We start from the raw sequence: 14,925 nt of genomic DNA on the forward strand, positions 1-14,925 counted from the left end.
GGCGGGCAGCCGGAGATTGCCCTGGTAGGAGGCCGTCAGGATGGAGCCCAGGATGGCGGTGCCGAGAAGGGAACCGACTTCGTAGCCGGTCTCGGAAATCGCGGCCGCCGCCCCGGACTTCTCCGCCGGGGCCGCCCCGAGGATCAAGTCGTTGGAGATGGTCTCCGCGGCGCCGACGCCGAGGCACAGCACCAGCAGGGCCGCCAGCAGCAGCGCCGGGCCGTTGCCATGATCACCAAAGGCCACCAGGAAGTAGCCTGCGGCGCTTAGGAGCAACCCGCCGGCGACCACGAAACCAGGGCGGACCTTCTTCACCAGCGGCACCACCAGCAGGCCGGCCAGGACGGTGGCGATGAGGGCGGGGACCATGGCGACCCCGGATTCCGAGGGAGACTGCCCTTCGATCAGCTGCAGGTGCTGGGCGAGGAACAGGATGAAGCCGTTAAAGGAGAACAGCGCCAGCACGTTCGCGACAATGGCGGTGCTGAAGACCCGGTTGCCGAAGAGGCTGAGGTCCAGCAGGGGAGCAGTGCCGTTGCGCGTCCCGGGGGTGCCCTGTGCCTGGCCGGCCGTCAGGAGGTGTCGCTGGCGCCGGATGAAGACATACCCCATGAGCAGGCCAAAGGTGATGGCCGCCAGCGGTTCCGCTGCCACGCCGTGCGTGGCCAGGACCTTGATGCCGTAAACCACCGGCACCATGACCAGCAGGGACAGGACGATGCTGGGCATGTCCACCCGTCCCGGGTTCGGGTCGCGGGATTCCGGGATCAGTGCCGGACCGAGGGCCAGCAGCGGCAGGATGATCGGCACGGCAACCAGCAGGACGGCGCCCCACCAGAAGTGTTCCACGAGCCAGCCGCCGAAGATCGGGCCCAGCGCGGCGCCGCCGGAGAAGCCGGCGGCCCAGATGGCCACGGCCAGCCGCCGCCGGTTCGGCTCGGGAAAGATGTTGCGGATCAGGGACAGGGTGGACGGCATCAGCATGGCGCCGAAGAAGCCCAATCCCGCGCGGCCGGCAATCAGCCACTCGGCGCTGGGGGCGAAGGCCGTGACCGCCGAGACGGCAGCGAACCCCGTGCTGCCGATGAAGAGCAGCCGGCGGCGGCCGATCCTGTCACCGAGGCTGCCCATCGCCACGAGGAGGCCGGCGAGGACCAGTGGGTAGGCGTCGACAATCCAGAGCAGCTCCACCCCGGAGGCGTCGAGGCTCCGGGCGATGGCCGGCAGTGCGAAGGTCAGGGCCGTGTTGTCGACGGCCACGAGCAGCACCGGGAACATCAGAAGCGCCAGCGCCAGCCAGTCGCGCCACGGTGCCCGCGGTGCCTGGTTCGACGGTGCGCCGGCGGCGTAGTTGCCGCCGGTGCCGGTGCCGGTGCCGGTGCTGCTGCGGGAGAGGGGCGTGTTGCTCATGACAATAACTGTACCGTCTGGACGGTACAGTTAGGAAATGCTGAGTTTGAGTGACGGCCCCCTCGGCGGGGCATGATAGGAACCATGGCCAGAAAACCCGTCGCCCGCGAAGCCGTCCTCGATGCGTTCGAATCCCTCCTGATTGAAGAGGGTGAGCGTGCCGCGACGCTCGATGCCGTCGCCCGGCTGGCCGGTGTGTCCAAGGGCGGGCTGCTGTACCACTTCCCCAACAAGGAGGCGATGATCGCCGTCCTGCTGGAACGGCTGGACCGGCTGCTCGCCGAGGACCTTGCCGCCATGGCCGCCGCGCCGGAAGGGGCCGCGGCGTTCTTCATCAAGTCCTCCGTCTGGGCGGACACGCCGCTGGACCGGGTCTTCGTCGCCGCGACCCGGCTGGCGGAAGTGGCCCACCAGGAAACCCTGCGCCGCATGGCCGCTGTCCAAGCCAGCTGGCTGGAACTGCTGGCCGACGACGTCGGCCCCGCCATGGCCAAGCCCGTCCTGTACATGGGGGACGGGCTGTACTTCAACGCCATGTTGGCGCGCGGCCCGGGCGGGCCGCTCCCGGAGGTCGGCCCCGACGTCGAAAGCCTGCTCACCGCCCTCGAGCGGCTCCGCGGCTGAGCCCGGCAGCCCTGCGCGTCATTCTCGCGGACGCCCGGTCACTGGTTTGCGGACGCTCGCCCGGCGTAGGACAATGGGAGCTGTGACTGCGGTCACGAGCAATTGAATATGCCTTTGATCTGCGGCGGGAGAGTTCTGCAAGTAGGTACAAGCAGGCGCCGTAGGAGCAAACCCTCCCCAGGAATCTCTCAGGCCCATGTACCGCCGCGGCAAGGCAACTCTGGAAAGTAGCAGGCTGTCTTTTGACATGCTGTGCTCACCGACGGTGCAAGCGGAGCCCTGCGAGAGCGGGGCCGCGCGGAAACTCTCAGGTCCAATACAGAGCGGGGAGGAACCCGAATCAATGCGGCGTACCCTGCGCCGCCTTAGTTATGGAGTTCCTTGTGACTGTTACCTCAGCCTCCACGTCCTTCGTTGACCGGCACATCGGCGCCCGCCGCCAGGCCGACGTCGACGCCATGTTGAAGGCTGTCGGCTACGACACCGTCGATGCGCTTGTGGACACGGCCGTCCCGAAGGACATCCGGCAGGACTCCCCGCTGGGGCTCACCGAAGCCCTCAGTGAAGTTGAAGTCCTCGCCGAACTGCGCAAGCTCGCCGCGAAGAACAAGACTGCCGTCCAGATGATCGGGCAGGGTTACTACGACACCCTCACCCCGCCGGTGATCCGCCGCAACATCCTCGAGGCCCCGGCCTGGTATACGGCCTACACCCCGTACCAGCCGGAAATCTCGCAGGGCCGGCTTGAGGCGCTGCTGAACTTCCAGACCATGGTCCAGGACCTCGTCGGGCTCCCCATCGCCAACGCCTCGCTGCTGGACGAAGCCACCGCTGTCGCCGAGGCCGTGCTGATGATGCGCCGGGCCAACAAGAACAAGGCGGCCCACGACGGCAAGACCGTCCTCGACGCCGACTGCCTCCCGCAGACCATCGCGATCGTCAAGGGCCGCGCCGAGGCCCTCGGCTTCGAAGTTGAGGTCGCCGACCTCTCCAAGGGCCTGCCCGAGGGCGTCATCAACGGCGTCGTCCTGCAGCAGCCCGGCGTCTCCGGCCGCGTGTTCGACCACACGGCCGTGATCGCCGAGGCCAAGGAACGCGGTGCGCTCGTCACCGTCGCCGCGGACCTGCTCTCCCTGACACTCATCACGTCCCCGGGCGAGCAGGGCGCGGACATCGCCGTCGGCTCCGCCCAGCGCTTCGGCGTGCCGTTGTTCTTCGGCGGCCCGCACGCCGCGTACATGGCCGTCCAGAAGGGCCTCGAGCGGTCCATGCCCGGGCGCCTCGTCGGCGTCTCCAAGGACAACGCCGGAGTCCCCGCCTACCGGCTGGCCCTGCAGACCCGCGAGCAGCACATCCGCCGCGAGAAGGCGACGTCCAACATCTGCACCGCGCAGGCCCTGCTGGCGATCGTGTCTTCCTTCTACGCGGTCTACCACGGGCCGGACGGGCTGAAGGCCATCGCTGAGACCACCCACGGCCACGCCAGGACCATCGCAGCCTCGCTCAAAGCCGCGGGCCTGGACGTGCTGCACACCAGCTTCTTCGACACTGTCACCGTCTCCGTGCCCGGCAAGTCCGCGCAGATCATCGCCGCCGCCGAGGCCAAGGGCATCAACCTGCGCGCCGTCGACGCGGACACTGTCGGCATCTCCACCGATGAAGCCACGACGGCGGCCATCGTCGCCGACGTCGTCGCGGCCTTCGGCGCCAGCGTCGCAGACGCAGAATCAGACGGTGATTCCGGGTTCGGCCTGGACTCCGCCGTCGAGCGCACCTCCGACTACCTCCAGCACCCGGTTTTCAACACCCACCGGTCCGAAACGCAGCTGCTGCGCTATATCCGCCGCCTCTCGGACCGCGACCTCGCGCTGGACCGCACCATGATCCCGCTGGGTTCCTGCACCATGAAGCTGAACGCCACGGCCGAAATGGAGGCCATCTCCTGGCCGGAATTCGCCTCGATCCACCCCTTCGCCCCCGAATCCCAGACCGCCGGCTGGCGCGAACTGATCGAGGACCTCGAGGCCCAGCTGACCGAGATCACCGGTTATGACCAGGTCTCCATCCAGCCGAACGCCGGGTCCCAGGGCGAACTGGCGGGCCTGCTGGCCATCCGCGGCTACCACCACTCCCGCGGTCAGGCGCAGCGCAACATCTGCCTCATCCCCGCATCCGCCCACGGCACCAACGCCGCCTCGGCTGTGCTCGCCGGCATGAAGGTCGTCGTCGTGGCCACCGCCACCGACGGCACGATCGACCACGCCGACCTGCAGACCAAGATCGAACTGCACAAGGACGCGCTGTCCGCGATCATGATCACCTACCCGTCCACCCACGGGGTGTTCGACGCCGACGTCCGCGAGGTCTGCGACGCAGTCCACGCCGCCGGCGGACAGGTCTACATCGACGGCGCCAACCTCAACGCCCTCGTTGGGCTGGCCCAGCCGGGCATGTTCGGCGGCGACGTCTCGCACCTGAACCTGCACAAGACCTTCTGTATCCCGCACGGCGGCGGCGGCCCCGGCGTCGGCCCGGTCGCTGCCAAGGCCCACCTGGCACCCTTTATGCCCGGCAACGCCGCTGATCCGGCCGATGGCGCCGACGGCACACCGATCTCCGCCTCCCGCTACGGCTCGGCCGGCGTGCTGCCGATCTCCTGGGCCTACGTGAAGCTCATGGGCGGCCAGGGACTCACCGAGGCCACCAAGTCGGCCCTGCTCGCAGCCAACTACATCGCGGCCCGCCTGAACGACTTCTTCCCGGTGCTCTACACCGGCGAAGGCGGACTCGTCGCCCACGAGTGCATCCTCGACCTGCGCGAACTCACGGCCAAGACCGGCGTGACCGCCGAGGACGTCGCCAAGCGCCTCATCGACTACGGCTTCCACGCACCCACCCTCGCGTTCCCGGTGGCCGGCACCCTGATGGTCGAGCCCACCGAGTCCGAGGACCTCGGCGAAATCGACCGCTTCATCACGGCCATGAAATCCATCCGCGCCGAGATCGACCAGGTGGCGCACGGCGACTTCACCGTCGAGCAGAGCCCGTTGCGCAACGCCCCGCACACCGCCGCCGCCGTCATCAGCACCGACTGGGCCCGCGGGTACCCGCGCGAACAGGCCGTCTTCCCGGTCCACACGCTCAAGCAGGACAAGTACTTCCCGCCGGTCGGCCGGATCGACGGCGCCGCCGGCGACCGGAACCTGATCTGCTCGTGCCCTCCCCTCGAGGCCTTCGAAGAAGACACAGCAGACCACTCCGCCAACTCCGCCTCTAACAACTAGGGACAGCCAACGATGACTGAGAACTACACGGCCCTGTACGAAGAGCACAAGAAGCTCGGCGCCTCCTTCACGGATTTCGGCGGCTGGCAGATGCCGCTCAAGTACAGCTCCGAACTTGCCGAGCACCACGCCGTCCGCACGTCGGCGGGCCTTTACGACCTCTCCCACATGGGTGAAGTCTGGGTCACCGGGCCCGATGCCGCGGCCTTCCTGGACTACGCCCTGGTCGGCAAGATCTCCGCGATGGCGGTTGGCAAGGCCAAGTACTCGCTGATCTGCAACGAGGACGGCGGGATCCTCGACGACCTCATCACCTACCGGCGTCCGGCCGCCGCCGACGGCACGGACAAGTTCCTCGTGGTCCCCAACGCGGGCAACGCCACGGTGGTCGCCGCGGCCCTGGCCGACCGGGCTGGTTCTGCCCAAGAAGGCGGGTTTGACGTCACGGTCCACGACGCCTCCGCCGAGACCTCGCTAATCGCGGTCCAGGGCCCCAAGGCGGAGGCCATCCTGCTCCGTCTGGTCCCCGCCGCCCGGCACGAGCTCGTCACCGGCCTGAAGTACTACGCCGCCGTCGACGTCCCCTTCATGGTCGGCGGCACCAGCAAGGAACTCCTCCTGGCCCGCACCGGCTACACCGGTGAGGACGGCTTCGAGATCTTCGTCGCAAACTCCGACGCCGCCGCCCTCTGGCAGGCGCTCATCGCCATCGCCGAGGAAGGCGAGCTGACGCCCGCCGGGCTCGCGTCCCGCGACTCGCTCCGGCTCGAGGCCGGCATGCCGCTCTACGGCAACGAGCTCTCCCTCGACGGCGACCCGTTCGCCGCCGGACTGGGCCCGGTCGTGGCGCTCTCCAAGGAAGGCGACTTCGTCGGCAAGGCAGCCCTCGCCGCGAAAAAGGAGGCCGGCGCCGGCGCCACCACCGGCCGCAAGCTGGTCGGGCTCAAAGGCCTCGGCCGCCGGGCCGGCCGCGGCCACTACCCGGTCCTGAAGGACGGCACCACGGTCGGCGAAGTCACTTCGGGGCAGCCCAGCCCGACCTTGGGCTACCCGGTCGCCATGGCCTACGTCGACGTCGAGTTCACCGAACCCGGCACAGCCCTCGACATCGACCTGCGCGGCAAAACGGAACCCTTCGAAGTTGTCGCACTGCCTTTCTACAAACGCGTCAAGTAGTCCAGCGGGTCCTCTAGGAAGCCGGGTGCCCCAGCGGTTCCCGGCTCCGGGTTGCGTTGGCCCGTCGGACCCGACATCCTCTGCATGCTCGGTCGCGAAGACGCCCGCTGGGCGGACGTGACGCTCCCTTAGACGCATGCTGCCGGATGCCGGGCCCGAAGGGGCCCTGCAGGGCACCTCGTGTTCAACTCACCTTTAGGACCAAGAACCACAACAGGACCAACGGAACCGGGCGCCTTCGAAAGCCAAAGGTGCTGGATCCAGTACTGGCTGCCGAGGGTCGGCTCTAGAAGAATACGAACGGCCACGGTTCCTTTCCGGAACCGGTCCTTTCAAAAACTGTTGGTCCCGAAAACTGAACTGAATAGCGGCGGATGAGGGGATTCCGGAAGCGTGCGTCTAAGGGAGCGTCGCGTCCGCCCAGCGGGCGCCTTCGCGACCGAGCACGCGGAGGAATTCGCTCATCCGCCACCCAACCCGGCCACGGTCGGTAGGCAACCCAGCCACAATAGATTTAGCACCAACGACCACTCCAAGACTTAGGAAAAACACATGGCAAGAGTTGCCCCTGAACTGCAGTACTCCGACGAGCACGAGTGGGTTGCGCGGGAGGCCGGGAACGTTGTGTCCATCGGCATCTCCGCCGTCGCCACCGATGCCCTCGGCGACATCGTCTACGTGGACCTGCCCGAGGTCGGCTCCGCGGTGACCGCGGGGGAGACCTGCGGCGAGGTCGAATCGACCAAATCCGTCTCCGACCTGTACGCCCCGGTGACGGGTGAGGTGACGGAAATCAACCCCGCCGTCGTCGACGATCCCGCACTGATCAACAGCGACCCCTACGGCGCCGGCTGGCTCTTCAAGGTCGCCGCCGAATCCGACGGCCCGCTGCTCTCCGCCCAGGACTACGCGTCCAAGAATGGCGGCGACCTGTGAGCGGCGCAGCGACCGGCACCGAGACCGTGTTCGAGCAGGTTGTTTCCGCGAGCCTGGACGCGGACCTGTCCGCGCTGGATCCGGAGATCGCTGCCCGGATCGACGCCGAGCTGACCCGCCAGCGTGACAGCCTGGAGATGATCGCCTCGGAGAACCACACCGCCAAGGCCGTCATGCAGGCGCAGGGCTCCGTGCTGACCAACAAATACGCTGAAGGCTACCCGGGCAAGCGCTACTACGGCGGCTGCGAGCACGTCGACGTCATCGAGCAGCTCGCGATCGACCGGGTCAAGGCCCTGTTCGGCGCCGAGTACGCCAACGTCCAGCCGCACTCCGGCGCGCAGGCCAACGCCTCCGTCATGCACGCGCTGATCCGCCCGGGCGACACCATCATGGGCCTGAACCTGGCGCACGGCGGGCACCTCACGCACGGCATGAAGATCAACTTCTCCGGCCGCCTGTACAACGTGATCCCATACCAGGTCCGCGAGGACGACCACCGGATCGACATGGCCGAGGTCGAACGCCTTGCCCAGGAGCACAAGCCGAAGCTCATCGTCGCCGGCTGGTCCGCGTACGCCCGGCAGCTCGACTTTGCCGAGTTCCGCCGGATCGCCGACTCGGTCGGGGCCTACCTCATGGTGGACATGGCCCACTTCGCCGGGCTCGTCGCCGCCGGGCTGCACCCGTCGCCGGTGCCGCACGCGCACGTCACCACGTCCACCACGCACAAGACCCTCGCAGGTCCGCGCGGCGGCATCATCCTCTCCAACGACGCCGACATCGCCAAGAAGATCAACTCGGCCGTGTTCCCCGGACAGCAGGGCGGCCCGCTGGAGCACGTCATCGCCGGCAAGGCCGTGGCCTTCAAGATCGCCGCGTCCCCGGAGTTCAAGGAACGCCAGGAGCGTGTCCTGGCCGGCGCCCGGATCCTCGCCGAGCGGCTGGTCCAGCCGGACGTCACCGCCAAGGGGATCAACGTGATCTCCGGCGGCACCGACGTGCACCTGGTCCTCGTGGACCTGCGCAACTGCGAGCTCAACGGCCAGGAAGCCGAGGACCGCCTCGCGGAAATCGACATCACCGTCAACCGCAACGCCGTCCCCTTCGACCCCCGCCCGCCGATGGTGACCTCGGGGCTGCGGATCGGAACCCCCGCGCTGGCCACCCGTGGCTTCGGCGAGGCGGCGTTCACCGAGGTTGCGGATATCATCGCGGAGGCGCTGATCGCCGACGCCGGCGCCGACCTGTCCGGTCTGCGCCATCGGGTGGAGGCCCTCGCCGCCGCCCACCCGCTCTACCCCTCGGTTGCCAACCTCGCGTAGAGCCCGTAATACAGGTAGTAGAAGCAGTACAGATCACGACGCCGGGCCGCCGCCACAAGCTGCCGCCCGGCGTCGTGCATCCGGCGGAACAGCAGCCAACCGGCGGCCGCACCGCCATCCGGCAGGACCATCTGCCGGGACACAGTTAGAGCCAGTTAGGAACCGACCATGGCCGTTGGAGTCTTCGACCTTTTTTCCATCGGAATAGGGCCCTCCAGTTCACACACCGTGGGCCCGATGCGGGCTGCGGCGGTGTTCGCCGAAGAGCTTAAGACCTCCGGTGTGCTGGACGGGGTGACCGGGCTGCGCGTGGACCTCTACGGCTCCCTCGCCGCCACCGGGCACGGCCACGGCACCATGACCGCCATCCTGCTTGGCCTGGAAGGCTTTCACCCCGAGCTGATCCTCCCCGAGGAAGTGGAGGAACGGCTCGCCACCATCGCCGCGACCGGCACCCTGCAGCTGGCCGGTGCCGGGGACGGAACAGGCGTACCGCTGCCCTACGGCGTGAAGGACATGGTCCTGCGGCCCCTGACCATCCTGCCGCGGCACACCAACGGCATGACGTTCACCGTGTCCGGCGCGGACGGTGGAGTCCTGCACAGCGCCACATTCTTCTCCGTCGGCGGCGGCTTCATCGTCCGCGAGGGCGAGGAGGACGCCGCGCTGAAGGAACTCGACGAATCCAAGAAGGAACTGCCCCTGCCCTTCCGCACCGCCGCGGAACTGCTGGGCCGCTGCCAGTCCAAGGGCCTCTCGATCGGCGAGATCATGTTCGTCAACGAGCGCGCCGCCCGGACCGAGGCGGAGATCCGCGAAGGTCTCCTGCACATCTACTCCGTGATGGAAGGCTGCGTCGAGGTCAGCCTCAAACGCGAGGGGCTCCTGCCGGGCGGCCTCAAGGTCCGCCGCCGTGCGCCCGACTGGCACGAACGCCTCATGAAGGAAACCCAGGGCCAAGACCCCGACTACCGGGACCCGAAGTACTGGCAGGAATGGGTCAACCTGATCGCGCTCGCCGTGAACGAGGAGAACGCCTCCGGCGGCCGCGTCGTCACCGCGCCCACCAACGGCGCCGCCGGCATCATCCCGGCCGTGCTCTACTACGCGCTGCACTTCGCCCCGGGCATGGACAAGGCCACCCAGACCGACCGCGACGACGTTGTGGTCAAGTTCCTCCTGACCGCGGCCGCGATCGGGGTCCTGTACAAGGAACAGGCCTCGATCTCGGGTGCCGAGGTCGGCTGCCAGGGTGAGGTGGGCTCGGCGTCGTCGATGGCGGCCGCCGGACTGGCCGAAGTTATGGGCGGCACGCCGCAGCAAGTCGAAAACGCCGCGGAAATCGCGATGGAACACAACCTCGGCCTGACCTGCGACCCCATCGGCGGGCTTGTGCAGATCCCCTGCATCGAACGCAACGCGATCGCCGCGGCGAAGGCCATCAACGCCGCCAAGATGGCGCTCTGGGGCGACGGCACGCACCGGGTGTCCCTCGACGAGGTCATCGTGACCATGCGGGAAACCGGCAAGGACATGAGCTCCAAATACAAGGAGACCGCCATGGGTGGCCTCGCCGTGAACGTCGTGGAGTGCTGAGTCAGTTGTTCAGCGCGGCCCAGAGGTTCAATGACGAGGCGAAGACGATCCAGGTCAGGTAGGGCAGCATCAGCAGCCCGGCTGTGCGGCTGATCGGTCCGAAGTAGAGCACCGTGACGGCCACGGCTACCGCCAGTGCCACGATAATGCCGAAGGCGATCCACAGAGCCGGCGTGCCGAGCGCTGGGTACAGGCCGAAGAAGAGCGGGGTCCAGAGCACGTTGAGCGCAAGCTGCACGGCGTAGGCGGTGAGGGCGGGCCTGGTCCCGTCGGACCGCCGGCGCCAGACCAGCCAGGCGGCCACGGCCATTGCGATGTAGAGGATGGTCCAGACCGGCCCGAACACCCAGTTCGGCGGCGACCACGGCGCTTTGTCCGCGGTGGCATACCAGCCGTTGACGTTGTTGGCCGTGGCCAGTCCGCCGAGCCCGGCAACCAGGGCGGAGGCCGCGAGGAAGACCAGCAGTCCCAGCAGCTGGGCGCCCGGCGTGCGCCGTCCGGTTGCCGGTTCCTGGGTTCCGGATCCTGCGGTCATTGGTTGCTGATCGGGCGGCATACTTCCAGCGTAGCGGGTCCGTTCCGGGCAGGAGCATGGGCCGGGCCGGATAGACTTGAGGCTGCATGTCCGCATGCCGCCGACGCTCGTACCGCAATGATTGGATGCCGCACCCTTGCGTGAATTCACCGCCCGCTTCGCCTCTGCCGAAGAGATCGCCAACTGGGACACCCACGTCACTGCGAACCCCAATGGCGGCAATCTCCTGCAGTCGGAGGCCTTCGCCGAGGTCAAGCAGCACTTTGGCTGGAAGCCCTTGCACCTCGTATACGAGACGGCCGATTACACGAGCTACAACCTTGTCCTGGAGAAGTCCTTCCCGCTGCTCGGCAAGCTCTGGTACCTGATCAAGGGCCCGGATGTGGCTGCTGTCGAGGACATCCCCGGCATGGCCGCCGCCAACGCCGAGTTCGTGAAGCGTGCCCGGCTGGGAGTCTTCGCCATCAAGATCGAGCCGGATATCGTGCTTTCCGAGGCAGCCCGGCACGTGATCGAAGGTGCCGGCCTGGTTAAGACCCACAACCTGCAGCCCAACGACTCGACGGCCCTGCTGGACATCTCACCGGACGAGAACCAGCTGCTGCGCAACCTGCACTCGCGCGGCCGCAACGCCGTCCGCCGCGCCATCCGCGAGGGTGTGGAGGTCCGCAACGTGGAACCCACCGACGAGAACTTCCGGGCCATGTATGCGCTCATGACCAACACCGTGGAAGCCAAGTCCCAGGTCCGGGTCCGCGAATATGAGTACTACCGCCAGTTCTGGACCAACTTCATCAAGCGCGACCAGGGACGGCTGCTGTTCGTCTACGAGAACGACGTGCCCTCCGTCGGCGCCTTCGTCATCAACTACGGCCGCAAGGGCACGTACAAGGACGGCGGCTCGCTGCAGAAGCGCAACCAGTACGGTGACTCCCACCTGGTGCAGTGGACGGCCATCAACCAGTTCAAGGAACTCGGCTGCACCGAATACGATTTCTGCGGCACGCCGCCCAGCGACCAGCTCAAGGACACGTCCAACCCGTTCCACGGCCTGGGCCTTTTCAAGACCAGCTTCAGCAAGACCGTGACCGACTTCGTCGGCTGCTACGACCAGGTGCTGAATCCGCTGAAGTACAAGGCCTGGATGGCCGCGGGGGAGCGCGTGGCCCGCCAGCTCTACACCCGCCGCACGGGCCAGCAGTTCTACTAAACCGGCCGCCACGGAAATTTGAGGACGCCGGAATGACCAAGGAAACCGACGGCCGCCGACGGCCGCACACCGACGGATTGCCCAAGACCGAGCCGATGTCTCCCACACAGGTGCGCCAGAATGCCGCGGCCAAGCGGATGCTGCGCCGGCTGGTCCAGGGGGAAAACCCGCCGACCGCACCGATGAGCATCGTGGACCGCCTCGCCGGCAGCCCCTACGCCAACCCGATGATCCAGGTGGGCGGGGTGGACACCTCCGCCCGCAAGACCATCGACTTCGCGCTGCACCTCGCCGAGTCCATGTTCCGGTACGGTGCCGGCGCCCTCGAAGTCGAAACCAGCATCATCGCCATTACGGCCGCGCTGGGCCTCAAGCACATCGAAGTGGACATCACCAACCAGTCCGTTGCCATCAACTATGCGCCCAAGGACCAGACCCCCATCTCGCTGCTGCGCGTGGTCCGGTCCTGGACCAACAACTACGCCGGGCTCTCCCAGGTGCACCAGCTGGTCACGGAAATCGTGGCCGGCGGGGTGGGCCGCGAGGAGGCCGTGCGCCGGCTGGAGGAGATCACCCGCAGCGCCAAGCCCTTCCCGCGCTGGATGGTCACGGTGGCGTTCGGGGTCTTCTCCGCCGCCTTCGTCGGCGTGCTGGGCGGCGGACCCGGTGCCTCCGCGGTGGCTTTCCTGTCCAACCTGCTGGTCAGCCTGCTGGCCCGGCAGCTGGGCCGCTGGCGTACCCCGGACTTCTTCATCACGGCATCCTGCTCGTTCCTGGTCACCTTTATCGCGTTGCTCCTGTGGCGGTTCGGCGGCCTTGTGGGCTTCCAGATCGCGCCCGAGATCGTGGTGGTCGGCGGCATCCTGCTGCTCCTGCCTACCGGCCGGCTGGTTTCCTCGGTGCAGGATGCGATTAACGGCTTCCCGGTCACGGCCGCCGGCCGGTTCCTCTCCACGATGCTGACCTTCGGCGCGCTCGTCGCCGGCATCGCCGTGGGATTCGTGGTGGGGGACATGATGGCGATGGAACCCATCGACGTCACCAAAACATTCCCGCCGGCGTATCCCTTATGGGTGGTGGTCATTCTGATCGCCATCGCGGTGCTGATGATCGGCATCACCGAACAGACCAGCTGGACCCTGCTCCTGCCGACGGCGGCCGTGGGCGTGGTCGGCTATCTGGTCCTGATCGGGGGCGACGCCCTCGGCATAGGGGTGCGCTTTTCGCCCGCACTGGCAGCCGTCGTCATCGGGCTCCTGGCCCGCGTGGTGGCACTTCGGATGGGGGCCCCGCAGCTGGTGGTGGCAGTTCCCGCCGCCCTGATCCTGTTGCCCGGCCTCACCATATTCCGGTCCATGTATGTATTGACGATTGAGGAATCGGAGATCCTGCTGGGTGCGGGGGGCATGCTCAATGCCGGCGCCATCGTGATGGGTGTCGCGGCCGGCATTGTGCTCGGTGACACGCTCGCCCGGCCTCTGACCCGCAGCCTGGCCAGCAACGAACGACGCCGGGCGCGGCGCCGCTAAATCTCCTGTGGACCCTGCGCCACCGGGTTTCCCCCACCTTTGCCGGGTCCCGACGGAGTGTCGGGNGGGCCGCCGGTCCGGCGAGTCCCGGCGTCGTGATGGCAAACGTGGGGAGACTCCGCGGCACCGTCAGATTTTGCGCTATCAGATCTTCCGCTATTAGATCTGCCCGATGGGGAGCTTCTTCTCGGCCTGGAAGTCGTCCTCCACCCGGCCCTTCGCCCAATAGCCGGACAGTGAGACCTGGGAGCGCTCCAGACCTCGCTGGGCGTAGAGCACGCCCCGCAGGCTCTTCATGTAGCCGCGCTCACCGTGCGCAAAGACCTGCACCCGGCCGCCAGGCCAGACGGAATCGCGCACGGCAGTAACCAGCAGGTCACTGGCGCCGGCAGGCACGCCGCCGCGGAAGAGCCAGTACAGCTCGACGCCGGCCGGCGCGGCGATGTCCTGGATATCGGCGTCGCCGTCCACCTCGAGGAAGGCCATGCCGCGGGCATCCGCCGGCAGCGATTCGATGGAGGCAGCGATGGCCGGCAGGGCGGATTCGTCGCCTGCGAACAGGTACCAGTCCGCGGCCGGATCCGGGTTGTAGCCGCCGCCCGGGCCGGTGAAGACCAAGGCGTCGCCGGGCCGGGCGGAAGCCGCCCACGGACCCGCGAGGCCTTCGTCGCCGTGGATCACGAAGTCGATGGCGATTTCGCCGGCCGCCTCGTCGACCCAGCGGACCGTGTAGGTCCGGGTGTGCGGCCACTGATTGCGCGGCAAGGTCTCCCGGATCTCCCAGAGGTCCAGGGGTTCCGGGTACTCGACCCCGGGCTGCGGAAACACGATCTTGATGTAACGGTCCACGAAGCCGTTGTTCACGTAGCCGGCGAAACCCGGACCCCCGGCGATGATCCGGACCATGTGAGGCGAGAGCTGCTCGCGGCGCAAGACCGTGAGATTGGTCTGCGGGCGGGATTTTCGGGTGGCCGAGGTGGCAGCGGGGACTGAAGTCATAGGACTAAGCCTAGCCAAAGTGCCTGTGCGGAACCCTGACTGTGAAGCTGGCTAGGGGAGCGGCGGGAGCTCCCAATCCACAGTGCCGTCGCCTTGTTCCTGGAGCAGGGTGTTGGTGTGGCTGAACGGCCGGGAGCCGAAGAAGCCCCGCGAGGCTGAGAGCGGACTCGGGTGGACGCTCGCGATTACCGGGGTGGTACCCAGCAGCGGCCGGGCGGTCCCGGCGTCCCTGCCCCAGAGGACCGCCACGAGCGGCGCGCGGGAGCCGTCGGCGGTGACACGGTTCGCCACGGCACGGATC

At 67.7% G+C, this 14,925-nt stretch carries 12 protein-coding genes, 1 pseudogene and 1 riboswitch (1 of these 14 only partly in view); of the genes and pseudogenes, 8 read left to right on the forward strand and 5 right to left on the reverse strand.

The features are described from left to right. On the reverse strand, nt 1–1,410 hold a 1,410-nt coding region (locus K789_RS0109400; protein WP_024366539.1), incomplete at its 3' end, for an MFS transporter. An 84-nt stretch (nt 1,411–1,494) separates the two neighbouring features. On the opposite strand from K789_RS0109400, the gene K789_RS0109405 reads away from it, so the two are divergent. From K789_RS0109405 to glyA, 5 genes are all read left to right on the forward strand, one after another. Beyond that, on the forward strand, nt 1,495–2,034 hold the full coding sequence (locus K789_RS0109405; RefSeq protein ID WP_024366540.1) for a TetR/AcrR family transcriptional regulator: 540 nt from the start codon (nt 1,495–1,497) through the stop codon (nt 2,032–2,034). Between the two features lie 115 nt (nt 2,035–2,149). Then, nucleotides 2,150–2,248, forward strand: a riboswitch (glycine riboswitch). Nucleotides 2,249–2,405: 157 nt separating this feature from the next. After that, the gene (gene gcvP / locus K789_RS0109410; protein WP_029704814.1) at nt 2,406–5,318 is read left to right on the forward strand and encodes an aminomethyl-transferring glycine dehydrogenase; all 2,913 of its coding nucleotides are present in this window, start codon (nt 2,406–2,408) and stop codon (nt 5,316–5,318) included. A gap of 12 nt (nt 5,319–5,330) precedes the next feature. After that, entirely contained in the window at nt 5,331–6,494 is a 1,164-nt protein-coding gene (gcvT, locus tag K789_RS0109415; RefSeq protein ID WP_024366542.1) for a glycine cleavage system aminomethyltransferase GcvT, read from the forward strand. Nucleotides 6,495–7,046: 552 nt separating this feature from the next. Beyond that, nucleotides 7,047–7,430 carry a glycine cleavage system protein GcvH gene (gene gcvH, locus K789_RS0109420; RefSeq protein WP_024366543.1) on the forward strand — a complete coding sequence of 128 codons (384 nt, stop codon included), beginning with the start codon at nt 7,047–7,049 and terminating at the stop codon, nt 7,428–7,430. Next, nucleotides 7,427–8,755, forward strand: a complete 1,329-nt coding sequence (gene glyA, locus K789_RS0109425) for a serine hydroxymethyltransferase (RefSeq protein ID WP_024366544.1) — start codon at nt 7,427–7,429, stop codon at nt 8,753–8,755. Before gcvH ends, glyA begins: the two co-directional genes overlap by 4 nt. Here glyA and K789_RS25425 read toward each other — a convergent pair. Continuing rightward, nucleotides 8,728–8,886 carry a hypothetical protein gene (locus K789_RS25425; RefSeq protein WP_237739566.1) on the reverse strand — a complete coding sequence of 53 codons (159 nt, stop codon included), beginning with the start codon at nt 8,884–8,886 and terminating at the stop codon, nt 8,728–8,730. The two genes, glyA and K789_RS25425, sit on opposite strands and share 28 nt — an antisense overlap. 37 nt (nt 8,887–8,923) lie before the next feature. On the opposite strand from K789_RS25425, the gene K789_RS0109435 reads away from it, so the two are divergent. Further along, nucleotides 8,924–10,351 carry an L-serine ammonia-lyase gene (locus K789_RS0109435; protein ID WP_024366545.1) on the forward strand — a complete coding sequence of 476 codons (1,428 nt, stop codon included), beginning with the start codon at nt 8,924–8,926 and terminating at the stop codon, nt 10,349–10,351. A gap of 1 nt (nt 10,352) precedes the next feature. Here the strand turns inward: K789_RS0109435 and K789_RS0109440 are convergent, their stop codons facing one another. Then, a complete protein-coding gene (locus K789_RS0109440; RefSeq protein WP_051180979.1) occupies nt 10,353–10,886 on the reverse strand; it encodes a TspO/MBR family protein in 534 nt (177 codons plus the stop codon). A gap of 136 nt (nt 10,887–11,022) precedes the next feature. Between K789_RS0109440 and K789_RS0109445 the strand changes: the two genes are divergently transcribed. Both K789_RS0109445 and K789_RS0109450 read left to right on the forward strand, forming a co-directional pair. Next, on the forward strand, nt 11,023–12,096 hold the full coding sequence (locus K789_RS0109445) for a lipid II:glycine glycyltransferase FemX (RefSeq protein WP_024366547.1): 1,074 nt from the start codon (nt 11,023–11,025) through the stop codon (nt 12,094–12,096). A gap of 32 nt (nt 12,097–12,128) precedes the next feature. Next, on the forward strand, nt 12,129–13,625 hold the full coding sequence (locus K789_RS0109450; RefSeq protein ID WP_024366548.1) for a threonine/serine ThrE exporter family protein: 1,497 nt from the start codon (nt 12,129–12,131) through the stop codon (nt 13,623–13,625). A gap of 159 nt (nt 13,626–13,784) precedes the next feature. Here the strand turns inward: K789_RS0109450 and K789_RS0109455 are convergent, their stop codons facing one another. Both K789_RS0109455 and K789_RS22745 read right to left on the reverse strand, forming a co-directional pair. Next, a complete protein-coding gene (locus K789_RS0109455) occupies nt 13,785–14,624 on the reverse strand; it encodes a siderophore-interacting protein (RefSeq protein WP_024366549.1) in 840 nt (279 codons plus the stop codon). A 51-nt stretch (nt 14,625–14,675) separates the two neighbouring features. Beyond that, nucleotides 14,676–14,925 (reverse strand): annotated as a pseudogene (locus K789_RS22745) (uracil-DNA glycosylase); it runs 459 nt beyond the window's last position.

Origin of the sequence: Arthrobacter sp. TB 26 (assembly GCF_000427315.1) — a bacterium.
Classification (GTDB): domain Bacteria; phylum Actinomycetota; class Actinomycetes; order Actinomycetales; family Micrococcaceae; genus Arthrobacter.

Excerpts from the sequence above, each read along its gene's own strand:
- gcvT (WP_024366542.1), top strand. The coding sequence starts at position 5,331 with ATGACTGAGAACTACACGGCCCTGTACGAAGAGCACAAGAAGCTCGGC.
- K789_RS25425 (WP_237739566.1), bottom strand. The coding sequence starts at position 8,886 with ATGGTCCTGCCGGATGGCGGTGCGGCCGCCGGTTGGCTGCTGTTCCGC.
- gcvH (WP_024366543.1), top strand. The coding sequence starts at position 7,047 with ATGGCAAGAGTTGCCCCTGAACTGCAGTACTCCGACGAGCACGAGTGG.
- K789_RS0109440 (WP_051180979.1), bottom strand. The coding sequence starts at position 10,886 with ATGACCGCAGGATCCGGAACCCAGGAACCGGCAACCGGACGGCGCACG.
- K789_RS0109455 (WP_024366549.1), bottom strand. The coding sequence starts at position 14,624 with ATGACTTCAGTCCCCGCTGCCACCTCGGCCACCCGAAAATCCCGCCCG.
- K789_RS0109435 (WP_024366545.1), top strand. The coding sequence starts at position 8,924 with ATGGCCGTTGGAGTCTTCGACCTTTTTTCCATCGGAATAGGGCCCTCC.
- K789_RS0109450 (WP_024366548.1), top strand. The coding sequence starts at position 12,129 with ATGACCAAGGAAACCGACGGCCGCCGACGGCCGCACACCGACGGATTG.
- K789_RS0109405 (WP_024366540.1), top strand. The coding sequence starts at position 1,495 with ATGGCCAGAAAACCCGTCGCCCGCGAAGCCGTCCTCGATGCGTTCGAA.
- gcvP (WP_029704814.1), top strand. The coding sequence starts at position 2,406 with ATGGAGTTCCTTGTGACTGTTACCTCAGCCTCCACGTCCTTCGTTGAC.